Source organism: Neptunicella sp., from assembly GCF_048268085.1.
Lineage (GTDB): Bacteria > Pseudomonadota > Gammaproteobacteria > Enterobacterales > Alteromonadaceae > Neptunicella.
Window position 1 is genome coordinate 28,190 of record NZ_JBLWWF010000017.1, and the last position, 22,640, is coordinate 50,829.

General features: G+C 44.3%; 22 protein-coding genes. All 22 read left to right on the forward strand.

Features of this window, described 5'->3' with window-relative positions; translation table 11 throughout:
• Window positions 1-8: 8 nt before the first annotated feature.
• The gene (fliF, locus tag ACTD55_RS13895; protein WP_438864937.1) at window positions 9-1,706 is read left to right on the forward strand and encodes a flagellar basal-body MS-ring/collar protein FliF; all 1,698 of its coding nucleotides are present in this window, start codon (window positions 9-11) and stop codon (window positions 1,704-1,706) included.
• 12 nt (window positions 1,707-1,718) lie between these two features.
• A complete protein-coding gene (gene fliG, locus ACTD55_RS13900) occupies window positions 1,719-2,759 on the forward strand; it encodes a flagellar motor switch protein FliG (RefSeq protein WP_438864938.1) in 1,041 nt (346 codons plus the stop codon).
• Between the two features lie 44 nt (window positions 2,760-2,803).
• Window positions 2,804-3,586: a flagellar assembly protein FliH gene (gene fliH / locus ACTD55_RS13905; protein WP_438864939.1), complete on the forward strand. Its 783-nt coding sequence runs from the start codon at window positions 2,804-2,806 to the stop codon at window positions 3,584-3,586.
• A complete protein-coding gene (gene fliI, locus ACTD55_RS13910) occupies window positions 3,583-4,914 on the forward strand; it encodes a flagellar protein export ATPase FliI (protein ID WP_438864940.1) in 1,332 nt (443 codons plus the stop codon). The genes fliH and fliI overlap by 4 nt, the downstream gene beginning before the upstream one ends.
• A 5-nt stretch (window positions 4,915-4,919) precedes the next feature.
• The gene (fliJ, locus tag ACTD55_RS13915; RefSeq protein ID WP_438864941.1) at window positions 4,920-5,360 is read left to right on the forward strand and encodes a flagellar export protein FliJ; all 441 of its coding nucleotides are present in this window, start codon (window positions 4,920-4,922) and stop codon (window positions 5,358-5,360) included.
• A gap of 186 nt (window positions 5,361-5,546) precedes the next feature.
• Entirely contained in the window at window positions 5,547-7,415 is a 1,869-nt protein-coding gene (locus ACTD55_RS13920) for a flagellar hook-length control protein FliK (protein ID WP_438864942.1), read from the forward strand.
• Between the two features lie 103 nt (window positions 7,416-7,518).
• On the forward strand, window positions 7,519-8,025 hold the full coding sequence (fliL, locus tag ACTD55_RS13925) for a flagellar basal body-associated protein FliL (RefSeq protein WP_438864943.1): 507 nt from the start codon (window positions 7,519-7,521) through the stop codon (window positions 8,023-8,025).
• 113 nt (window positions 8,026-8,138) lie between these two features.
• Window positions 8,139-9,197, forward strand: coding sequence for a flagellar motor switch protein FliM (gene fliM, locus ACTD55_RS13930; protein WP_438864944.1), 1,059 nt, complete (start codon window positions 8,139-8,141; stop codon window positions 9,195-9,197).
• A gap of 21 nt (window positions 9,198-9,218) precedes the next feature.
• Window positions 9,219-9,632 (forward strand): flagellar motor switch protein FliN, encoded by a 414-nt coding sequence (gene fliN, locus ACTD55_RS13935; protein WP_438864945.1) that lies wholly within the window; start codon window positions 9,219-9,221, stop codon window positions 9,630-9,632.
• Window positions 9,592-10,035, forward strand: coding sequence for a flagellar biosynthetic protein FliO (fliO, locus tag ACTD55_RS13940; protein WP_438864946.1), 444 nt, complete (start codon window positions 9,592-9,594; stop codon window positions 10,033-10,035). Before fliN ends, fliO begins: the two co-directional genes overlap by 41 nt.
• Complete coding sequence (gene fliP / locus ACTD55_RS13945) at window positions 10,028-10,771, forward strand: flagellar type III secretion system pore protein FliP (RefSeq protein WP_438864947.1); 744 nt, start codon at window positions 10,028-10,030, stop codon at window positions 10,769-10,771. Before fliO ends, fliP begins: the two co-directional genes overlap by 8 nt.
• 9 nt (window positions 10,772-10,780) lie before the next feature.
• Window positions 10,781-11,050, forward strand: coding sequence for a flagellar biosynthesis protein FliQ (gene fliQ / locus ACTD55_RS13950; protein WP_416305768.1), 270 nt, complete (start codon window positions 10,781-10,783; stop codon window positions 11,048-11,050).
• A gap of 5 nt (window positions 11,051-11,055) precedes the next feature.
• The gene (fliR, locus tag ACTD55_RS13955) at window positions 11,056-11,835 is read left to right on the forward strand and encodes a flagellar biosynthetic protein FliR (RefSeq protein ID WP_438864948.1); all 780 of its coding nucleotides are present in this window, start codon (window positions 11,056-11,058) and stop codon (window positions 11,833-11,835) included.
• An 11-nt stretch (window positions 11,836-11,846) separates the two neighbouring features.
• Window positions 11,847-12,971 carry a flagellar biosynthesis protein FlhB gene (gene flhB, locus ACTD55_RS13960; protein WP_438864949.1) on the forward strand — a complete coding sequence of 375 codons (1,125 nt, stop codon included), beginning with the start codon at window positions 11,847-11,849 and terminating at the stop codon, window positions 12,969-12,971.
• 137 nt (window positions 12,972-13,108) lie between these two features.
• The gene (gene flhA, locus ACTD55_RS13965) at window positions 13,109-15,208 is read left to right on the forward strand and encodes a flagellar biosynthesis protein FlhA (protein WP_438864950.1); all 2,100 of its coding nucleotides are present in this window, start codon (window positions 13,109-13,111) and stop codon (window positions 15,206-15,208) included.
• 10 nt (window positions 15,209-15,218) lie between these two features.
• Entirely contained in the window at window positions 15,219-16,511 is a 1,293-nt protein-coding gene (gene flhF / locus ACTD55_RS13970) for a flagellar biosynthesis protein FlhF (RefSeq protein ID WP_438864951.1), read from the forward strand.
• Complete coding sequence (locus ACTD55_RS13975; RefSeq protein ID WP_438864952.1) at window positions 16,508-17,383, forward strand: MinD/ParA family protein; 876 nt, start codon at window positions 16,508-16,510, stop codon at window positions 17,381-17,383. Before flhF ends, ACTD55_RS13975 begins: the two co-directional genes overlap by 4 nt.
• A complete protein-coding gene (locus ACTD55_RS13980) occupies window positions 17,380-18,105 on the forward strand; it encodes an RNA polymerase sigma factor FliA (protein ID WP_438864953.1) in 726 nt (241 codons plus the stop codon). Before ACTD55_RS13975 ends, ACTD55_RS13980 begins: the two co-directional genes overlap by 4 nt.
• A gap of 47 nt (window positions 18,106-18,152) precedes the next feature.
• A complete protein-coding gene (gene cheY, locus ACTD55_RS13985) occupies window positions 18,153-18,536 on the forward strand; it encodes a chemotaxis response regulator CheY (protein WP_416305759.1) in 384 nt (127 codons plus the stop codon).
• 35 nt (window positions 18,537-18,571) lie between these two features.
• Window positions 18,572-19,330, forward strand: a complete 759-nt coding sequence (locus tag ACTD55_RS13990) for a protein phosphatase CheZ (RefSeq protein WP_438864954.1) — start codon at window positions 18,572-18,574, stop codon at window positions 19,328-19,330.
• Between the two features lie 12 nt (window positions 19,331-19,342).
• Window positions 19,343-21,511 carry a chemotaxis protein CheA gene (locus ACTD55_RS13995; protein ID WP_438864955.1) on the forward strand — a complete coding sequence of 723 codons (2,169 nt, stop codon included), beginning with the start codon at window positions 19,343-19,345 and terminating at the stop codon, window positions 21,509-21,511.
• Between the two features lie 15 nt (window positions 21,512-21,526).
• Complete coding sequence (locus tag ACTD55_RS14000; RefSeq protein ID WP_438864956.1) at window positions 21,527-22,633, forward strand: protein-glutamate methylesterase/protein-glutamine glutaminase; 1,107 nt, start codon at window positions 21,527-21,529, stop codon at window positions 22,631-22,633.
• The last annotated feature ends 7 nt before the right edge of the window (window positions 22,634-22,640 follow it).

The window sequence follows — 22,640 nt, forward strand, 5'->3', positions numbered from 1 at the left end:
ATTTTAGCGTGGCAGAAGCAACAGGCACAGAATTGGCCATTAGTAACACCGATGACCGAATGAGTGGTGATAAAGAATCCTCTCCCAGCTTTATTGAAAATCTCAATAGTGTTGATGTTTTGCGTCAAATCACGTTAGTGGTTGCGCTGGTTATTAGTATTGCAATCGCAATCTTCATCGTGATTTGGGCGCAAGAACCGGATTTACGCCCATTGGCGAAAATGCCTACCGCAGAATTAATTGAGCGTCTGGACTACCTGGATGCCAATCAAATCGAATATCAACTTAAAGGTAACACGATTTACGTCAATGAAGCTGACTACGAAAGTATTAAAATGGGGATGGCTCGTCAGGGCATGAATGAACCCTCTTCTTCTGGCAGCGATATTATCATGCAGGATATGGGGTTTGGGGTCAGCCAGCGGGTTGAAATGGAACGCCTGAAACATGCCAGAGAACAGCAAATCAGTCACACTATTGAAGATCTTTCCTCCGTTGCTAAAGCCAAAGTATTACTTGCATTACCCAAAGAAAATGTTTTTGCCCGTCGCGAGAAAAAAGCCGGTGCGACAGTGGTACTAACCTTAAGTCGTGGTGCCGTCTTATCTGGTGAAGAAGTGGATGCGGTTGTCGATATTGTGGCGTCCTCAGTGCAAGGAATGGAACCATCCAGAGTCACCGTTACTGATAGTACTGGACGCTTACTTAACTCTGGATCTCAGGATGCAACGTCATCACGGGCGCGCAAAGAATACGAATTAGAAAAAAAACGTGAAGCTGAATATCTGGCGAAAATTGATTCCATTTTAATTCCGGTTTTAGGGTTAGGAAATTACACTGCTCAGGTAGATGTGAGTATGGATTTTACCGCCGTCGAGCAAACCCAAAAGCGCTATAATCCCGATTTACCCTCAGTCAGAAGTGAGATGACGGTAGAAGATAATAGTATTGGCTCGGTAATTGCCGGTATTCCTGGCGCGTTAACCAATCAGCCGCCACTGGATTCGAACATTCCTGAACAGGCCAGCGGCTCTAATTCGCAAACCACCACACCAGGGCGGACCCATAAAGAAGCCACTCGAAATTTTGAGTTAGATACCACCATTAGTCACACCAAACAACAAACCGGCCAGATACGGCGGTTAAGTGTATCGGTTGCGGTTGATCATACCTATGCTACCGCAGCTGATGGCACAACCACCAGCGTGCCTCGTGATCAGGCTGAATTATTGAGTTTACGTCGATTACTGCAAGGTGGCATTGGTTTTGATATTACTCGTGGCGATACCCTTGAAGTGGTGTCAATACCCTTTAGCCGTGCCGATGACGGTGCAATTCCAGAAACGCCTATTTGGGAACAACTCTGGTTTATGCGTGTACTAAGATTAGTAGTAGGCGGATTGGTGATTATCGTGTTGATCCTTGCTGTTGTCAGACCGATGCTGCGTAAACTGATTAATCCCGATGTGGCACAGGATAGCGATGACTTTGATGCGGATACCGGATTGGATCTGGGCGACGATACGATCAGTATGCTATCGCAAGAATTCGATGCAGGTCAGGTTGGTTTCTCACCGGATGGCTCGTTACACATGCCTGATCTACATAAAGATGAAGATGTACTTAAAGCAGTCCGAGCACTGGTTGCCAATGAACCGGAATTGTCCGCTCAGGTGGTCAAAGGCTGGTTAATGCAAGATGACTAATAGGCAAAACTGATGGCTGAAGAATTAGCAGAACAACAATCAACCGGATATGACGTCGGTAAATTAGAAGGTGTTGAGAAAGCCTCGATACTGTTATTAAGTCTATCTGAGGATGATGCCGCCCAGATCCTTAAACATCTGGAGCCTAAGCAAGTACAGAAGTTAGGTACGGCGATGGCTAGCATTGAGGATATGACCCAAAACAAGATCACGGCGGTACATAAGCATTTTATCGAAGAGATCCAGAACTACAGTACCATTGGCTTCCAGAGTCAGGACTTTGTTAAAAAAGCTCTGACAGCAGCGTTAGGCGAAGATAAAGCGGCTAACTTGATCGACCAGATTCTGGCTGGTGGTGGCGCCAAAGGCTTGGATTCTCTCAAGTGGATGGATTCCAAACAGGTTGCGGGCATTATTCGTAACGAGCACCCGCAAATTCAAACGATTGTGTTGTCTTATCTGGATGCAGAGCAATCTGCCGAAATTATGGCGCAATTCCCGGAAAAAGTACGTCTTGATTTAATGATGCGGATTGCCAATTTAGAAGAAGTACAACCAGCGGCACTACAAGAATTGAATGAAATTATGGAGAAACAGTTTGCTGGTCAAGCTGGAGCTCAAGCAGCCAAAATGGGCGGCTTGAAATCTGCTGCTGACATCATGAACTATCTGGATACCAATATCGAAGGTCAGTTGATGGATGCCATCCGTGAACAGGACGAGGAAATGAGTCAGCAAATTCAAGACTTGATGTTTGTCTTCGATAATCTGGTGGATGCCGATGACCGGGCGATTCAAACTATTCTGCGTGAAGTGCAACAAGAGGCGCTACTTAAAGCCATTAAAGGTGCAGATGATAATCTTAAACAAAAAATCACCAGCAATATGTCCAAACGTGCCGCTGAAATGTTACTGGATGATTTGGAGGCATTAGGACCGGTGCGGGTTAGCGAAGTAGAAGCCGCCCAGAAAGAGATCCTGTCTGTGGCTCGTCGTTTGGCTGATGCGGGTGAAATCATGCTCGGTGGTGGAGGTGGGGATGAATTCCTCTAAGTCACTTCGCTGTATCCCAGTGATTCATCAGCTTGGATATTGTTATGTCTGATCGGGATGATGAATTATCCGAAGCGATAAAAGCATGGGAATTACCGCTGGTTGAAGATGAAGACAAACGTGCCCGTGAATCGGGTAAAACCAACGCCATTAATAAATCTCCCCAGTGGGTTTATGAGCCTCCGGAGGAGGAAGAGCAAGAGGAACTCACCTTGCCAACGGCGGATGAAATTGAAGCCATCCGCCAGGCCGCCTATCAGGAAGGTTTTGCAGAAGGAAAGCAGGAAGGTCTGCAAAAAGGCATAGAGCAAGGCAGCGAGGAAGGTCATCAGCAAGGTTATGATGAAGGTTTTGAATTAGGTAAAACCGAAGGGTTAGCGGTTGGTAGCGAAGAACTCACTCAGCACGTTGAACAATGGAAAAGCCTAGTTGAGCAATTGGTGAATCCTGTTGATAAAGTAGATAAACAATTAGAAAACGAATTAGTTTTGCTAGCGACTTCGTTGGCCAAAGCCGTTATTCGCTGTGAAGTTACCACTAATAGCGACATTATTTTCCAAGCCCTAAGTGAAGGGTTAAAAGTATTACCCATTGCTGATAAGCAATATCAAATTCGTTTACACCCTGATGACATGCAGTTAATCAAACAGCATTTTAGTGAAGAAGATATTGAACGGCATCATTGGCGTTTAATGGAGTCACCGGATATGACCCGTGGCGGTTGTGACATTGTTACTGATAGTAATGCGGTAGATTTATCAGTGGAAAGGCGCACTCGTGATGTGCTGGATAAATTCTTATTGCAGCAAGGTCTGGATTATCAATGAATAATTTACTTGAGCGGATCAAAAAATATCAGGATCAGGTGCCTCATCCGCAAACCGTAGCAGAAGGCAAATTGGTGCGTGGTATTGGTTTAACCCTTGAAGCGGTTGGTTGCCAACTGCCAGTCGGTAGTCAGTGTTTAGTGCAAACCATTGATGGTGATATTGAGGCCGAAGTGGTCGGTTTTGCCGAAAATATTACGTATTTAATGCCCACTGAAGCTGTAAAAGGCATTGTTCCCGGCTCCCGAGTACAACCCTTAAGTCGTGAACAAGGCATACCGGTGGGGATGGAATTACTGGGTCGAGTGGTAGATGGAAATGGTCAACCACTTGATGGCTTAGGCGCGATTAAAACCGATAAGCGGGTGCCACTTTCCCGCCCACCCATGAATCCTTTATTACGTAAACCAATAGAGCAGCCACTGGATGTTGGTGTTCGAGCCATTAATGCGATGTTAACTGTTGGTCAAGGTCAGCGGATGGGATTGTTTGCAGGTAGTGGTGTGGGTAAGAGTGTTTTACTCGGCATGATGACCCGCGGTACACAGGCTGATGTGGTGGTAGTAGGATTAATTGGTGAACGGGGACGAGAAGTAAAAGAATTTATCCACGATATTTTGGGAGAAGAAGAGCGTCAAAAATCGGTGGTAGTTGCCGCTCCGGCAGATACTTCTCCTTTAATGCGTCTTAAAGGGTGTGAAACGGCAGTCAGCATTGCCGAATATTTTCGTGATCAGGGCATGAATGTCTTGCTGCTAGTGGATTCCCTTACCCGTTACGCGATGGCTCAGCGGGAAATCGCATTAGCAGTGGGTGAGCCGCCCGCGACTAAAGGTTATCCACCCTCGGTGTTTGCACGTTTACCGGCATTGGTCGAACGAGCTGGAAATGGAAATACTAATCAAGGTTCTATTACCGCTTTTTACACGGTACTGGTTGAAGGTGACGACTTGCAAGATCCTATTGCGGATGCAGCCCGTGCGATTTTAGATGGGCATATTGTGCTAGCCCGACGTTTGTCAGATGCCGGTCATTATCCTGCTATTGATGTAGAAGCCTCGGTGAGTCGAGTGATGCCTATGGTGGTTAGCGAAGAGCATTTGGCCGCCTCGCGCCGGATCCGGCAAGTCTATTCCAACTATCAACAAAATCGTGACTTAATTAGTATTGGGGCTTACACCAAAGGCACCGATCCCAGAATTGACTTAGCCATTAATGCCGAACCCGCGATTAATCAATTATTCCAGCAAGGTATGAAGCAAATTACCCCTTATGACGAAAGTTTGGAAGATATGAGTAAATTGGCTCAAGCCCTGGGTCAAGGATAAAGCGGATGGCAGATAAACAATTATTGATGGTCGCACAGTGGGAAAAAGAAAAAGAAGACAAACTGGCTCGCGATTTTCAACAAGCGCAGCAGCATTGGTTAACTAATAAAAGCAAGCTGACCGGCTTGGAAAACTATCGTTTAGACTATTTGCGTCAACTACAGCAAAAGGGCGTTAATGGGGTTCGCTCGCTTTCCTATGGTCAACATCAATCGTTCATCGGTAAATTAGACAAGGCGTGTGAAGAACAAAGTAAATTGATCGCTAAAGCCAAATTGGTGGCCGATCAGCGTCGCGATCTGTGGTTAAAACAGCAGCGTAAACGTAAAGCGGTGGATATGTTGCTGGATAAAAAAGCCCTACAGCGGGAAATACAAGCTAATAAAGAAGAACAGAAATTGCTGGATGAAATCTCCATTCAAAAATTTATTCGAGCCAGAGCATAGTTGTTAATTAAAAATAACAGGTTGGAATAGAACTTGCTCTATTTGTCATTACAACCTGGATATAGACCGAAAGAGCCATAAAGCACGGTTTATAATCTGCCATTATAATGAATTTAACACGACTGTTTACGCTAAAATAACGATAAAAAACAGATGGTTAAATGTGTTTATTAGGATAGTTAGCATATGATGCAACAACTTGCCGCTTCATCAACAGAGCTTGCCACATCAAGTAAACAGGCTTCCCATAGTCAGGATACGGATAAACCTGCTAGTGAGTTTGTGGCGATGTTTGAGCAGCATCAGCAGAAAAAATCTAACACCTCAAATACGGGGACACATACGTCCTCATCAGAGCATAAACAGACCAATCAAACTAAAGGTAATCAGGAGAGGACTCATCCTGATTCAGCTGAGCAATCCGATAGCCAGACAAAAGCAGAAGATGCTACGCAAGTGGAAACAACGGCAACAACAGCGAATAAACCGGCCTCTAAAACCGGTGACGAAACAACAGTGGCTGACGAAAAAACAGATAATGTTGTTTCAGCAACGGATGATGAATTGAAATTAGCCAAGGACTCTGAAAAAGAAAGTGAGCAGTTACATACGACCTGGCTGGATCTGTTAGATAAAATTAAAGCGGTTACTCAGGGGAGTGATAAAAGCCAGTCTAAAGAATCGGAAGAGGAATCATCATCTGTCTTGAGTCAATTATTTGAAAAGTTATTTTCGTCAGAATCCGATAAGCAGGTGGATAAAGAAAAGTTTGATAACTCAATTGACCAGCTTGCCGATTCTACTGATCAACAGGAGCAACCAACCGATCTTGATTCATTGTTAGCTATGATAAATGAGCAGGGTGTGGCCGGTGAGCAAACTGATCCACTCAATGAATCTTCAGATAATACCGACATCATTAATATTTTGGCAGAGTTAATTAAATCATTGCAACTCAATGGCAGTAACGAGGACCAATCTCTGCAAAGCGGAACAGAGCAGTTAGACAAAGATAATTCAATCGATCAGATTATGGCGCAACTGACCGCAACAACAGATGGCCAATCAGGTGAGCAACAAGCCAGTCAGTTATTTGACAGCGTAGATCGGGTACTGGCCTTTTTAACCGCTCAACAGCATGAGGGCTCTCAATTATCAGCAAAACAGCAATTGCCTGAAGTTAAGCAGGATATTGCCAAGCTCGCCGATGACATGAAAAACATATTGTCGTTACCTAAAGAGCAGTTGAATAAAATGCTGGATAAGTTAACCACACAAATGTTGCCGGATACGCCAACGGAAACCAAACAAACTTTTATCGCTTCATTACAAGCGGGGATTAACGAAATACGCAATCAATTAGAGCAAGGGCGCGAACCCGGTTTGGATTTACAAGCGATGGTGGGCAAAGCCATGGCAGAGTTAACTAAAACCAATCCTGATTCGGCTGGGGCCTTGTCCCGTCAATCAGTGGCACAAGTACTGGATTTTGCTCGTATGGCCGATAACAATGCCCAGCCAATGGTAAGCAATCAAGCCGGTGAGCATATCGTAGATGATTCTGCCGTGCGACTTGGTGAGGCCGGAAAAGTACTTCAGCATAATAATGGCGTGGATAAAAACAGTACTAATCTGCAAAAAATGGAAGGTATTAAGACGCTGGTAGATAAAGTACAGCTAATGGTTAACCAAAAAAATCTAGTGGCTGATATTCGCATTGATCCACCGGATTTAGGCAGTATGCAAATTCGTTTGCACTTGGGGGGTGATCAAGCCAGTGTCAGTTTTGTGGTACAAAACCAGCAAGCCCGAGATATGTTGGAACAAAGTACTCCTCGACTAAAAGAAATGTTGGCCGAGAAGGGGATTGAACTTGGACAATCTTCGGTGCGTCAGGAAAAAGATCAAGCTAACGATGGTGCCGATCAGCAAGGATCCGCTAAGGGCGGCCAATTTGCCCAAGACGATAGCAATTCAGAGTCACCGGAACAGCAAACAACCCATGAAATGCACGTTACTAACGGGGCGTTAGGTGGCATTGACTATTTTGTTTAGCGCAAAATACAACAGATAAAAGTCCGTTAGCAGATTTGCCATTGCCAACAGGCCTCATGTTTCTGGATAATGGCAATACATTTATCTTATTAAGGATCGCTCGATGGCCGATGAAGAGTTAAAAATTGAAGACGGTGGCAAGAAGAAAAAGATGATCATTATCATCGCCGCAGCGGTGTTATTGATTGGTGGTGGTGCGGCCGCTTATTTCTTACTCGGCAGTGATGACGATATGCCGGAATTAGGTGAAGTGGTTGATCCCGGAGAACCACAAGCAGCGCCATCCAGTGGAACAGCCTTATATGTGGCGATGCCAAGGCCTTTTACTTTTAATGTGCCCGGTGTTGGTCGTGATCGATTAGTGGAAATCAAAGTCCAGCTTATGATCCGTGGCTTTGAAAACGAAGAAGAAATTAAAAAGCATATTCCGCTGGTTGAAGGGGCATTGTTAAAGGTATTTAGCAGTTCCAATGCAGATGATTTAGTGACTGAAGCCGGTAAAGTGGCAATTAAGGAAAAAGCGTTGCGGGAAGTGAGAGCAACCATGAAAAATATCACCGGCCATGAAGTTGTTGAGCAAGTTTTGTTTACTGGTTTTGTAATGCAATAGTGAAAAACCTTTGTTGTTGTGAAGGAATGTGATCTTTCATTTTTGTCAGCGGTGATGAATATGAAACAGCAATAGCCTTTGGAATAAGACAACATTTAAAGCAGGAAGGTAAAGTGAGCGATTTATTATCACAAGACGAAATTGATGCCCTATTACACGGGGTAGACGATGTCGAAGAAGAAGAAATTGATACGTCCATCGATGATGGTTCGGCGATTGAATATGACTTCTCTTCGCAGGATCGTATTGTGCGTGGTCGCATGCCGACGTTGGAAATTGTTAATGAGCGATTTGCCCGGCATATGCGGGTTAGCTTGTTTAATATGATGCGTCGCAGTGCTGAAGTATCGATTAACGGTATCCAGATGATTAAGTTTGGTGAATACATTCATACCCTGTTTGTTCCAACCAGCTTAAATATGGTGCGTTTCCGTCCACTGAAAGGGACCGGACTCATTACCATGGAAGCGCGTTTGGTGTTTATTCTGGTAGATAACTTTTTTGGGGGAGATGGACGTTTTCACGCCAAAATTGAAGGGCGGGAATTTACTCCAACCGAACGCCGTATTATTCAAATGCTGCTAAAACTGGTGTTTGAGGATTACAAAGAAGCCTGGTCGCCGGTAATGGATGTATCGTTTGAATATCTGGATTCGGAAGTGAATCCGGCGATGGCAAATATTGTTAATCCCACCGAAGTTGTGGTCATTAGTTCTTTCCATATTGAATTGGATGGCGGTGGTGGTGATTTCCATGTGGCATTACCTTATTCCATGCTCGAACCTATTCGTGAATTACTTGATGCCGGTGTCCAAAGTGATAAAGAAGATACGGATTTACGCTGGTCCAAGGCATTACGGGACGAAATTATGGATGTTAAGGTCGAGGTGTCCGCTGACTTACTCGATTTTGAATTATCCTTACAAGAAGTAATGGATTTACAGGCGGGTGATATTATCCCGATTGAGATGCCGGAACATGTCGTGATGTCGGTTGAAGAGTTACCCACATTCAGAACCAAACTAGGTCGCTCTCGTGACAATGTGGCATTAAAAATTACCGAGAAAATTCAGCGGCCGGTATCGGTTAAATCCGAATTGCAACTATTAACCAAAGGTGGGCGTCGTATTGATGGCGATGCTGAACTTGAGATCCTTGAAGAAGATCTGTAGACGAAGATAAAGAGGTAGCAGATGAGCACCGAAAATGAAGACGGTTTGGACGATTGGGCTGCTGCGATGGCAGAACAGGCTGATGCTGAAGCGGCTGAAGCCGAAGGCGGAGATGATGTTCAGGTCGCGGAATACGATGAGTTAAAAGAAGATGCCAATATTTCGGTAGAAGAAAAGCGTAAGCTGGATTCTATTTTAGATATACCAGTGACCATTTCGATGGAAGTGGGGCGCAGCCATATTAGCATTCGTAATTTGTTGCAATTAAACCAGGGATCGGTGGTTGAATTGGATCGAGTTGCGGGTGAGCCATTAGATGTTTTAATAAATGGCACGTTGATTGCTCATGGAGAAGTAGTAGTCGTCAACGATAAATTTGGTATCCGCTTAACTGATGTTATTAGTCAAATCGAAAGAATCAAAAAGCTCCGCTAAAATACTTGCTCGCCCCTTGCTGGGCGGGCTTTTCCTCCATTCCCAAAACGTATTTGCCCAATCAGCCTCACCCACTGATGCTTCCACCTATGTGTCAATTTTACTATCAATGATCGTGGTTTTGGCGCTGATTTTCGGTTTGGGTTATGTGATGCGTCGGTTTAATGTCACTCAAACCGGCAGTGCCCAAATGAAAATTGTCTCCTCGATGGCATTAGGCAATAGAGAACGCATTATGTTGATCCAGATAGGCGATGAACAGCATTTATTAGGCGTTACCACTCAGAATATCAATCATCTAAGTAAAATGGAGAATCCGGTTAGCCCGGAATCTGGCGGTGAAGGATTTAAAGATAAACTAAATCAATTTATGAAGCATAGCCGAGGTACGCGCGATGAATAAGTGGCTGTTGATTGGATTCATCCTGTTTGGCTTGCTGCCAACTGATGTCTTGGCACAGGGCATTCCTGCCTTGACCGTCACCCCTAATCCAAACGGGGGCGAAGATTACACCATGACCTTACAAGTTGTCGCCATTATGACGGCGCTCAGCTTGTTGCCGGCATTTTTGATTATGATGACCTCGTTTACCCGCATTATTGTGGTGTTGTCAATTTTACGTCAGGCGATTGGTTTACAGCAGTCGCCCTCTAATCAGATACTTATTGGCGTAAGTCTGTTTTTAAGTATTTTCATCATGAGCCCAGTGTTCGAAAAGATAAACGAACAAGCACTACAACCCTATCTGGACGAACAAATAACCTCTATTCAGGCTTATGAGCTCGCCAAAGCGCCGCTCAAGGCGTTTATGCTGGCGCAAACCCGGGTAAAAGATTTGGAAACATTTGTGGAAATTGGTGGGTATCAGGATCAATTTCAGGATCCGGCCGATGTCACCATGAATATTTTAATCCCTGCATTTGTAATAAGTGAGCTGAAAACGGCTTTCCAGATTGGTTTTATGTTGTTTATTCCCTTTCTTATTCTGGATTTGGTGGTGGCATCGGTATTGATGGCAATGGGGATGATGATGTTGTCGCCGATGATTGTTTCGCTGCCATTTAAGTTGATGCTATTTGTCATGGTAGATGGCTGGAATCTGGTGTTCGGTACCTTGGCCAACAGTTTCGGGATGTAGGGGAGTCAGATGAGCCCAGAAATCTTTGTCGATGTACTGCGAGAGGCATTATCCATGGTGATATTGCTGGTATCTGCGATTATTTTACCCAGTTTGTTTGTAGGACTGGCCGTATCGGTTTTCCAGGCGGCCACATCAATTAATGAACAAACTATTAACTTTTTGCCCCGCTTGATCGTCACGTTATTGGCATTGAGTTGGGGGGGCCATTGGCTGGTAGGGCAATTAATGGATTTCACGTTCGAGATGGTTGCCCGTATTCCTCAGGTAGTTGGGTAAGTTACATGGTTGTTGTTGCCGATACCATCACCCAATATCTGGCCGATTTATTGTTGCCGTTTATGCGGATATCGGGGTTATTTGCCGCGATGGTAGGACTCAGTGCCAAATCCATTCCTCCACCGGTCAGGGCGTTGCTGACATTATTTTTAACAGTTCTTATTATGCCGATGATTAAACCGGTACCAGTAGATGAAGTGCTGTCAGTAGGTACTTTTTTGTTGGTTATTCAGCAATTAATTATTGGTGTTGCGATTGGCTTTATTTCGATGATGATGCTCAATACTTTCGTGCTGTCGGGACAGATTGTAGCGATGCAAACCGGCTTGGGATTTGCGTCAATTGTGGATCCCGTCAATGGCATTAATGTACCGGCAGTAGGCCAATTTTATCTGATTTTGGCTACCTTGATGTTTTGGGCATTTGATGGGCATTTAGCCATGATCAAAATGATTATCCTTAGCTTTGAAGCCTTTCCGGTAGGAGCTGAATGGTGGGACGCGGAGAACTTTCAGAAAATCGCATTGTGGGGACGCTGGATGTTTATCGGTGCAGTGACTTTATCTCTCACGCCGATAGTCTCACTGCTTATTATTAATCTGGCGTTTGGAGTGATGACCAAAGCGGCACCACAGCTCAATGTTTTTACTATTGGTTTTTCTATCGCACAGATAACTGGCTTGATCATTATCTGGTTGACCATGGATAACTTCACCTTTCATTTTGAACAACAGTGGGGTCGGGCACAGCAACTGATGTGCGACCTACTGGTTGTCTGTCAGTAGAGTTATAAACGATGGCTGGTGCACACGAAAAAACCGAAGAACCTACCGCCAAACGAAAATCGCAGGCCCGAAAAAAGGGGCAGATTGCTCGATCCAAAGAGTTTGCTACCACACTCGTATTGATTGCCAGCGCTGTCGCGTTGTTATTTTTAGGCAAGAATATTGGTCAAGCGTTATATCATGTGATGAAACGCTCATTTACCTTGTCCCGCGATGAAACTTACGATTTCAATCATATGTTTCAGATTATGGGCGCGACAATCAGCGAAATCACCGTTCCGGTATTGTTTTATATGGCGGTGGTCTTTGCTGCCGGGATGTACGGCAATATTGCCTTGGGAGGTTATAACTTTACCCTTCAGTCGGCATCCCCAAAATTCGGTAAACTTAATCCGATTCGGGGCCTGAAGCGCATGTTTGGCATGAACGGTATTGTTGAGTTATTGAAAGCCTTAACCAAGTTTATTGTGGTGGCATTAACTACTTATATGTCGCTCAGATTATTTCAGGATGAAGCCTTGCATCTGGATATGGAACTCTATCCTCGCAATATGATTCATGCACTGGAATTATTATCCTGGGTATTTTTAATTATTTGCTGTTCGATGATCCCCATTGCCATTTTTGATGTGCCTTATCAAAAGTATAAGCATTCCAAAGCGATGAAAATGACCAAACAAGAGGTTAAAGATGAACGTAAAAACTCAGAAGGTAATCCTCAGGTAAAAAGTCGAATTCGTAAATTACAATACCAAGCAGCAGCGAAGCGGATGATGCAAGCGGTGCCGACTGCGGATGTGGTCGTAACCAACCCGACGCATTATTCGGTGGCACTGAAGTATGACCAGAATGGTAACAGAGCGCCAATTATGATTGCCAAAGGGCAAGATGAATTGGCAATGCATATCCGAACTATTGCCACCGCCCATGAAGTACCACTGGTTGCCTCACCTATGTTGGCGCGCGCGATCTTTTATTCTACCGAGGTAGATCACGAGATCCCTGCCAAATTGTTTATGGCGGTTGCCCAGGTGCTAGCTTATGTGTATCAACTTAAGGCTTACAAAAAAGGCAAAGGTCAGCGTCCTTCTCCGTTATCCAGAAACTTGCCTATACCGCCAGAGTTACGTCGATAGGGTCATTGACGAGCTACGAGCTATCTGTGCGTCATATCGCTTAAATGGCGTTCAAATAAGGTAACGATTAAGGTTTGGTATTATTGGCCTGGTTGTTGCAATTCCGATAGCAATGTCAATTTTTCGTTGTTCTCCCTATGGAATTAGCTTCATATTTCAATCGTATTGATAAAACTCAGGTTAAACAGATTACTTCCGGATTGGGCGCTCCGATCATCTTATTGGCAATTATGGGCATGGTTATTTTGCCTATGCCGGCTTTTCTACTCGATGCATTGTTCAGTTTTAATATTGCCTTATCCCTAGTAGTGATTCTGGTTTCAGTATTTACCAATAAACCGGTGGATTTTGGTTCTTTTCCCCTGGTTCTATTAATCGCAACAGTATTGCGGCTGGCATTGAATGTGGCCTCCACTCGAATTGTTTTACTGGAAGGTCATGAAGGTGGTGATGCAGCTGGTAAAGTGATTCAAGCTTTTGGTGAAGTGGTGATTGGCGGTAATTTTGCGGTGGGGATAGTGGTATTTGCAATATTACTGATTATCAATTTTAAAGTGGTTACTGCCGGTGCCGGACGTATTTCTGAAGTGAGTGCTCGTTTTACCTTGGACGCCATGCCGGGTAAGCAAATGGCCATCGATGCTGATTTGAATGCTGGTTTTATCGATCAGGATCAAGCGCGTGAACGCCGCGAAGAAATTACCGCAGAGGCTGACTTTTACGGCTCGATGGATGGTGCATCCAAGTTTGTTAAAGGAGATGCGGTCGCAGGTTTGTTCATCATGATGATTAATATTGTGGGTGGTTTATTCATTGGCATAATCCAACATGATTTGAGCTTCAGCGATGCAATCGAAATTTATACCCTACTAACTATCGGTGATGGGTTAGTCGCGCAAATTCCTTCATTGTTACTTTCTGTCGCAACCGCGATTATTGTTACTCGTGAAAATGACAGTCAGGAAATGGGCACCGAATTAAAACGTCAGTTGGGTAATCAGCAGGCCATGGTGGTCACTGCAATAATATTGTTTGTGATGGGGATCGTTCCGGGAATGCCGCACTTAGCCTTTTTAGGTTTTTCCGCTATCGTCGGGGGAACAGCATATTACCGCTGGAAACTGACGAAAGATGAGTCCGATGCCACCAAAAAATCCGGTGAATTGGTTGAAAGAAACAATGCGCCCACTGAAATCCGTGAGCTTGGTTGGGATGATGTGCAACATGTCGATACTATTGGTTTGGAAGTGGGATATCGACTAATTCCTTTGGTAGATAAAAGCCAGGGTGGCGAATTATTGACGCGTATTAAAGGCGTCAGAAAAAAATTATCCCAAGAACTCGGTTTTTTGGTACCTCCTGTGCATATCCGCGACAATCTGGATTTAAGCCCCAATACATATACGATTGCCATGTTAGGTGTCTCTATTGGTGAAGCCGATATCAGCCATGACAGTGAACTGGCGATTAATCCAGGACAAGTGTTCGGTAAATTAGATGGTACAGCAACTACGGATCCTGCCTTTGGGTTGGACGCGGTCTGGATTAAACCTAGCCAACGTGAACATGCGCAAACATTAGGTTATACCGTGGTAGATGCGGCGACAGTGGTGGCGACGCATTTAAGCCAGCTATTAACCACTAACGCCTACCAGCTATTAGGCCATGAAGAAGTACAGCAGTTACTGGACTTGCTGGCTAAAAACAATCCTAAGCTGGTCGAAGGGCTGGTGCCAGAAGTATTGCCTCTTAGTACCGTGGTTAAAGTATTACAAACACTGCTTTATGAAGGTATTTCCATTCGTGATTTACGCACTATTGTCCAAACCTTGTCCGAATATGGACCTAAAACACAGGATCCGGATGTATTGGTGTCAGCGGTGCGTATTGCCTTGAAACGCTTAATTGTTCAGGAAATCACTAATGGCGCAGCTGAAGTACCAGTCATCACCTTGGCACCAGAGCTGGAACAGATGTTGCATAAGTCTCTTCAGGCGGGTGGCGAAGATGGTGCAGGTATTGAGCCCGGCTTGGCAGAGAAATTACAGCAGTCATTAAGTGAAGCGGTTCAACAGCAGGAATTAGCAGGGGAGCCTTCGGTATTGCTGACCTCAGGAATGTTAAGGCCAGTACTGTCAAGATTTACCAAGAATGCTATTTCAGGACTACATGTTCTGTCGTATCAGGAAATTCCGGATGACAAACAAATTAAAATTGTCAGTGCTATAGGTCAATAGGGGATCGAAAGTGAAAATCAGACGTTTTTTTGGTAAAGATATGCGTGACGCATTAAACCAGGTAAAAGAAGAGCTAGGTAGCGATGCCGTTATTATGTCAAACAAAAAACTGGCTGATGGGGTCGAAATAGTCGCAGCTTACGATAAAGAGCCAGTTAAAAAATCGGTTATTGGTACGACTGCTGCACGTTCTGCGTCTCCCCAACAGGACAATAAACCTAAATCTTCCCCCAGTTTAAGTGAAATCATTGGTGATTCTGGTCCTGATAGTTTAAAAGCGTTGTTAGAAAAACAGGCTAAATCAGCACAAGAGTCATCACCAGTTTCGTCATCGAAAGATGAAAGTAACACCTCACAAACCAGTTCAATTGCTAGTCATCATGATATGGGCGAGATCAAGGCAGAGCTAGCTTCGTTGCGCAATGTACTGCAATTTCAGGTCAATGGTTTGTTAAAGCAGCAACAGCGTAATGCGCACCCTATGCAATCCTATTTGACGGACAGTTTAGAAGGAATGGGAATTTCTCCTGAGCTGGCACGCCAGGTGGTCTCTTTTACCCCTGCGGACTGCAGTGAACGGGAAGCGTGGGTATTTTTACTGAAATTATTGGCTAATCGCCTCAAAACCAATCAGAATGATATCTTGACTCAAGCTGGTGTAGTGGCATTAATGGGCCCCACGGGTACCGGTAAAACGACTACTATTGCTAAGCTGGCAGCTCGTTATGCACAACAACACGGCAGTGATAAAGTGGCGTTGATTACCACTGATGGTTACCGAATTGCGGCTTATGAGCAGCTTGCGACCTATGGAAAAATCATTGGTTGCCCGGTAAAAAAAGCCATTAATGCAGAACAACTTGACGAAGTTTTATACCAATTTCGCAATAGACAGTTAATATTATTGGATACAGCCGGATTTGGGCAAAGAGATATCAGGTTAATCAAACAGTTAGATACCTTTAAGCAAACTTCCTGTGCTACTATTAAAAGCTATTTAGTATTGCAGGCCAACGCGCAAAGGCAGGTTATGCAACAAACAATTAAGTTGTATGATGATATTTCTTTGCAAGGATGTATTTTCACAAAATTAGATGAGTGTTACAGTCTGGGTGAAATGGTCAGTGTAGCGATAGAGAATAATCTGCCGATCAGCTACTTGACGGATGGGCAGAAAGTACCGGAAGATATTCGTAACGCAGAGGTAAAATATATGATTTCAACTGCGGCACGTATGTATAAAAAATATGGATTAACCCCTATGACCTCTCGTCATGTTGAACAAGCGTCAGTAGCCGTATGATAGAGGATCAAGCGAGTAGCTTAAGAAGTATGCAGCAATCCAGTTTGATTAAAGTAATTGCCGTAACAGGCGGTAAAGGAGGTGTAGGTAAAACCAACATCACCTTGAATACTGCTATTGCGATGGCCAAAATGGGCAAACGAGTCATGGTACTGGATGCCGACCTTGGTTTGGCTAATGTGGATGTCATGCTGGGGCTACGAGTTGAAAAAAACCTTTCTCATGTCTTATCCGGTGAATGTTTGCTCGAAGAGGTGTTAGTGGAAGGTCCGCATGGACTTAAAATCGCGCCAGCGACGTCGGGTAGTCAGTCGATGACCGAATTAACCCATATAGAACATGCCGGTCTTATTCGCGCATTTAGCGAAATTCAACAAGATATTGATGTGTTAATTGTCGATACTGCGGCGGGCATCTCTGATATGGTGTTGAGCTTTTCCAGAGCGGCACAAGATGTCATGGTGGTGGTTTGCGATGAACCAACGTCACTGACCGATGCTTACGCGTTAATTAAAATTTTAAATCGCGATCATGGCGTATTCCGCTTTAAAATTGTGGCTAACATGGTGCGTAATTTACGTGAAGGGCAGGAATTATTTGCCAAACTTTCCAAAGTCACCGGCCGTTTTTTAGATGTGGCACTGGAACTTGTCGCGACAGTCCCTCACGATGAAAATATTCGTAAAGCGGTGCGTAAGCAAAAGGCGATAGTTGATGCTTATCCTTCTTCACCGGCAGCGATCGCCATTAATAATTTAGCTAAACAAGCCTTAAATTGGCCTATTCCACGACAGCCAGGTGGTCATTTGGAGTTTTTCCTTGAACAACTGGTACGTCAACAAAACGTTCAATCAATGCAGGGCGAGGCGTGAATAGTAAAGCAACAGCCTATCAACAACATGATGATAAAACCAAACTGGTAGAGCAGCATGCTTCACTGGTAAAACGTATTGCACATCATTTGATGGTTCGGTTACCCGCGAGTGTATTAGTGGATGATCTGATTCAGGCTGGCATGATTGGTTTATTGGAAGCGGCCAAAAACTTTGATGGTAGCAAAGGCGCGAGTTTTGAAACCTATGCAGGTATTCGAATTCGTGGTTCAATGCTGGATGATATTCGCAAAGGTGACTGGACTCCCCGCTCAGTACATAAAAATAACCGTGCTATTTCAGAAGCGATTGCCCAAGTTGAAAAAGACACAGGGCGAGACGCCAGAGATTTAGAAGTAGCGGAGTATTTACAAGTGAGTATTGATGAATATCATCAAATGCTTAACGAAGTAAATGCGGGACGAATCATTGGTATAGAAGATTTAGGTGTTACTGAAGATGTTATTTCTAACGATAGAAATAACAGTATTGATGAACCTTTTGATGATGTTTTGCAAGGATCGTTTCAGAAGTCACTGGCACATGCTATTACCACTTTGCCAGAAAGAGAGGCGATAGTATTATCTCTTTACTATGATGAAGAGTTGAATCTGCGCGAAATCGGTGAAGTACTGGAGGTCAGTGAATCACGAGTGAGTCAAATTCATAGTCAGGCAATGCTGCGGTTGAAAAACCGAATGAAATCATGGCGAACAGCTTAATAATTTATAAATAATAATGGCAAGTTGATACCTCAACGGAGGCGGTTTTGAATAAAAATATGAAAATTCTGGTTGTTGATGACTTTTCAACAATGAGACGTATCATCAAAAATTTGTTAAAGGATCTTGGGTTTACCAGTGTGCAGGAAGCGGATGATGGAAGTACCGCCTTGCCGATGCTGCAACAAGGAGACTTTGATTTTGTGGTGACGGACTGGAATATGCCCGGAATGCAGGGAATTGATTTGCTAAGAGCGATCCGTTCCGATGACAATCTTAAGCATTTACCGGTACTGATGGTAACCGCAGAAGCGAAGAAAGAACAAATCGTTGCCGCTGCGCAAGCCGGTGTTAACGGTTATGTTGTGAAACCTTTCACTGCAGCGACGCTAAAAGAGAAACTCGATAAAATATTTGAACGTCTGGGTTAACCGGTGGCTTATCCTGCCAATTTAGGAGAAGCTGAATGGCTAATTTACAAAAAACGTCAATCTCGTTAGACGATGCGAGAAAACTGGTCAGCTTGTTAGAAGCCGGAGATCAGGACGGAGCAAATCAATTACTTGAAACTGTCAGTATTAATGGTTCAGTAGAGTTATTTTCTGAAGTCGGTAAATTGACCCGACAGCTACATGATTCACTTAATAATTTTCAACTTGAATCACGTATTGCCGATCTGGCCAATGAAGATATTCCAGATGCGCAATCGCGCTTAAACTACGTCATCGAAACGACTGAACAGGCAGCCAATCGCACCATGGATGCAGTGGATACCTGTATGCCAATTGCCGAACAAATCAACTCTGGTATTAAAAATATTATGCCCGAGTGGAAAAAATTGATGACCCGTCAGCTAGAATTAAATGAGTTTAAAACGCTGTGTTATGACTTGGACGGTTTCTTGGAACAGTCGTTGGCGGAATCAGATAAACTAAGTAATTTGTTGACTGAAGTCCTTATGGCACAGGGGTATCAGGATATTACCGGGCAAGTGATCCGCCGTGTAATGGAGCTGGTTAAAGAAGTCGAAGATAGTTTGGTACATATGCTAACCATGTTCAGTATGCCAGAAGCTATTGATACTTCAGCGAAAAAGGATAAAGAGTTAGCAAAAGATTCCGATAAGATGAAAGCGGAAGGGCCCATCATCGATGCTGAGAGTCGAGACGATGTTGTTTCAGGACAAGATGATGTGGATGACCTACTATCTAGCTTAGGCTTTTAAGAGGAATGATTCATGGGATTTGAAGTTGACGAGGAAATCCTCGAGGATTTTTTGGTTGAGGCGGGAGAAATTCTGGAACAGTTGCAAGAGCAGCTTGTTGAGTTGGAAAATGATCCTGATAATGCCGATTTGCTCAACGCTATTTTCCGTGGATTCCATACCGTTAAAGGTGGCGCTGGATTTTTGTCGTTAACGCCTTTAGTGGAAGCTTGTCATGGCGCTGAAAATGTCTTCGACATCATGCGTACCGGTAAGCGCAAGGTCAATGCCGAATTAATGGATGTTATTCTGCAGGCCTTGGATAGCATTAATGACATGTTTGCTAAAGTGCAAGCGCGTCAAGAACTTGACCCTGCCGCGCCTGAACTTATTGAAGCATTACATCGACTGAGTAAACCTGAGTCCGAAGATCAGTTTACGCCTGCGGTCACCGCTCCTCCCGTTGTGGAATCTCCTCCGGTGGTGGAAGAAGAGAGTGTAAGCGAAAGTGAAAGTTCTTCAGGTGATATTGACGAAATTACCGAAGATGAATTTGAAAAATTATTAGACGAATTGCACGGTACCAGCAAGCCTCCTGCTAGTTCCGCTCCTGAAACCACACCCAGTGCTGGAAGTGATGGGGATATTACCGATGATGAATTCGAGTCTTTGCTCGATGAATTACATGGTAAAGGGCAGTTTGCCGTGGATAGTCCCGCTGCACCTTCTGCGCCGGTGCCAAGTTCTTCCCAATCAACAGCGAGTGGTAGTTCAGATACCGACGAGATCAGTGATGATGAGTTTGAATCATTACTCGATGAATTACACGGCAGTGGTAAAGGTCCCGGTGCGGTGGCTCCTCCCAGTGCCGACAAAACAAGTCAGGTAGAACCACCTCCTAAACCCGTTGAACCACCTGCTGCTAAAGCTGAACCCCCTGCAGCGGCTAAAGCATCTCCATCACCCGCAGCGGTTTCTTCTGCAGCCAAAAAGGATGATAAAAAAGCTGCCCCCGCAGCTGCAGCTGAAACCACTGTACGGGTCGATACTAAACGCCTTGATCAGATTATGAATATGGTAGGCGAATTAGTATTAGTGCGTAATCGGTTGTTGAGTCTTGGCATCAATGTGAACGATGAAGCGATGACCAAAGCGATAGCTAATCTCGATGTGGTAACGGGAGATTTGCAGGGCGCGGTGATGAAAACTCGCATGCAGCCAATCAAAAAGGTATTTGGTCGTTTCCCGCGGGTTGTGCGTGATTTAGCCCGAAGCTTAAAAAAAGAAATTACTTTACAACTAATTGGTGAAGAAACGGATTTAGATAAAAATCTGGTTGAAGCCTTGGCCGATCCGTTAGTGCATTTGGTTCGAAACTCGGTCGATCACGGTATTGAAATGCCCGATGACAGACAGGCTGCCGGCAAACCTAGAATGGGTACGGTAAAATTATCGGCATCTCAAGAAGGTGATCATATCCTGCTAATGATAGAGGATGATGGTAAGGGAATGGACCCTGATAAATTAAAGGAAATTGCCATTGGTAAAGGGGTGCTGGATGAAGAAGCCGCAGCACGCATGACCGATGAAGAAGCCTTTAATTTGATTTTTGCTCCGGGATTTTCTACTAAGGTCGAAATATCCGACATTTCTGGTCGCGGTGTCGGTATGGATGTGGTTAAAACTAAAATTAATCAACTGAATGGCTCCGTACAGATTAAGTCAGAACTCGGTGTGGGCACGACCTTGTCGATCAAAGTACCGCTGACCTTAGCTATTCTGCCCACCTTGATGGTGATGGTCTGTGATCAAGCTTTCGCGTTACCTTTGGCAACCGTTAATGAAATTATCAATGTTGATACAGGTAAAACCAATACTGTAGATGGTCAATTAACCATGATTGTCCGTTCCAAAGCGATACCGCTGTTTTTCTTAGCCGAATGGTTAAACCGCAACAAGAAGCATGTAGTAGATAAAACCAAAGGACATGTTGTTGTGGTGCAATTAGGTACACAGCAAGTGGGTTTTGTGGTGGATTCTTTAATTGGTCAGGAAGAGGTAGTCATTAAACCACTGGATGCTATGTTACAAGGCACTCCCGGTATGGCTGGTGCGACTATTACTAGTGATGGTGGAATTGCATTAATATTGGACATTCCTGGTCTCCTTAAACGATATGTCAAAAAAGCGTTAAACGCTTAGGAGTATTTTTCAGCCATGCCATATAAGGTTCTGGTGGTCGATGATTCGACGTTTTTCAGGCGCAGAGTTAAAGATATTCTGGCCAGAGATCCGGACCTCGAAGTGGTCGGGGATGCCAAAAACGGTCAAGAAGCTATTGAGCAGGTTATCGCATTAAAGCCAGACGTTGTCACCATGGATATTGAAATGCCGGTGATGGATGGAATTACTGCGGTAAAGCAGATTATGGCTTCTCATCCTGTGCCTATTTTGATGTTCTCCTCTTTGACTCATGAAGGGGCTCAAGCCACATTAGACGCAATGGATGCAGGGGCGCTGGATTTTTTGCCTAAGCGTTTTGAAGATATTGCACGAGATCGTCAAGAAGCGATTGATTTATTGCAGCAAAGAGTTAAAGCGTTAGCACGGCGCAAAAGTCGAGTCAGCAGTTTCATTAGCCGCTCAACATCCGTTCAGACGGGAGCACACACTACCGCTAGTCAGACAATAAAACCCTCGGTCAGCACATTAAGCACTAGTGTTCGTAAAAGTAGCTCGAATAAAGTCTATAAAATATTGGCAGTAGGTACATCAACCGGTGGTCCGGCGGCATTACAAAAATTATTGGCAACATTTCCAGCCAGCTTTCCTTATCCTATTTTATTGGTCCAACATATGCCGGGCACATTCACTAGTGCCTTTGCAGAGCGTTTGAATCGCTTATGTCAGATTAATGTTATCGAGGCCAAGGGCGGTGAAAGTTTACAAGCAGGAACGGCTTATTTGGCTCCTGGTGGGCGACAAATGATCCTAGATGGTCATGGGAATTCGGCTCGGATTAAAATTGTCGATACCGCAGAAGATCAACGCATGCCTTATAAGCCCAGTGTGGATTTAACGTTCACATCGGTGGCTAGAGTTTATGGCGGTGATGTATTAGGCGTTATTTTAACAGGCATGGGTGCTGATGGACGAGAAGGTTGTAAAGCGTTGAAAAGTCGCGGGGCCAGAATTTGGTCTCAAGATGAAAATAGCTGTGTTGTTTATGGAATGCCTCAAGCTGTAGCAGCGGCGGGGTTGAGTGATGCAGTTTATTCCATTGATGAGTTTGCCCAGCATATTATCGCTGAAATGCGATCCTGACGCAGCT

Excerpts from the sequence above, each read along its gene's own strand:
- ACTD55_RS14000 (WP_438864956.1), top strand. The coding sequence starts at position 21,527 with ATGCCATATAAGGTTCTGGTGGTCGATGATTCGACGTTTTTCAGGCGC.
- flhA (WP_438864950.1), top strand. The coding sequence starts at position 13,109 with ATGGAATTAGCTTCATATTTCAATCGTATTGATAAAACTCAGGTTAAA.
- ACTD55_RS13920 (WP_438864942.1), top strand. The coding sequence starts at position 5,547 with ATGATGCAACAACTTGCCGCTTCATCAACAGAGCTTGCCACATCAAGT.
- fliI (WP_438864940.1), top strand. The coding sequence starts at position 3,583 with ATGAATAATTTACTTGAGCGGATCAAAAAATATCAGGATCAGGTGCCT.
- fliP (WP_438864947.1), top strand. The coding sequence starts at position 10,028 with ATGAATAAGTGGCTGTTGATTGGATTCATCCTGTTTGGCTTGCTGCCA.
- ACTD55_RS13975 (WP_438864952.1), top strand. The coding sequence starts at position 16,508 with ATGATAGAGGATCAAGCGAGTAGCTTAAGAAGTATGCAGCAATCCAGT.
- fliH (WP_438864939.1), top strand. The coding sequence starts at position 2,804 with ATGTCTGATCGGGATGATGAATTATCCGAAGCGATAAAAGCATGGGAA.
- fliO (WP_438864946.1), top strand. The coding sequence starts at position 9,592 with ATGTTATTAGTCAAATCGAAAGAATCAAAAAGCTCCGCTAAAATACTT.
- fliN (WP_438864945.1), top strand. The coding sequence starts at position 9,219 with ATGAGCACCGAAAATGAAGACGGTTTGGACGATTGGGCTGCTGCGATG.
- fliJ (WP_438864941.1), top strand. The coding sequence starts at position 4,920 with ATGGCAGATAAACAATTATTGATGGTCGCACAGTGGGAAAAAGAAAAA.
- fliQ (WP_416305768.1), top strand. The coding sequence starts at position 10,781 with ATGAGCCCAGAAATCTTTGTCGATGTACTGCGAGAGGCATTATCCATG.
- fliR (WP_438864948.1), top strand. The coding sequence starts at position 11,056 with ATGGTTGTTGTTGCCGATACCATCACCCAATATCTGGCCGATTTATTG.
- ACTD55_RS13995 (WP_438864955.1), top strand. The coding sequence starts at position 19,343 with ATGGGATTTGAAGTTGACGAGGAAATCCTCGAGGATTTTTTGGTTGAG.
- flhB (WP_438864949.1), top strand. The coding sequence starts at position 11,847 with ATGGCTGGTGCACACGAAAAAACCGAAGAACCTACCGCCAAACGAAAA.
- fliG (WP_438864938.1), top strand. The coding sequence starts at position 1,719 with ATGGCTGAAGAATTAGCAGAACAACAATCAACCGGATATGACGTCGGT.
- ACTD55_RS13990 (WP_438864954.1), top strand. The coding sequence starts at position 18,572 with ATGGCTAATTTACAAAAAACGTCAATCTCGTTAGACGATGCGAGAAAA.
- fliL (WP_438864943.1), top strand. The coding sequence starts at position 7,519 with ATGGCCGATGAAGAGTTAAAAATTGAAGACGGTGGCAAGAAGAAAAAG.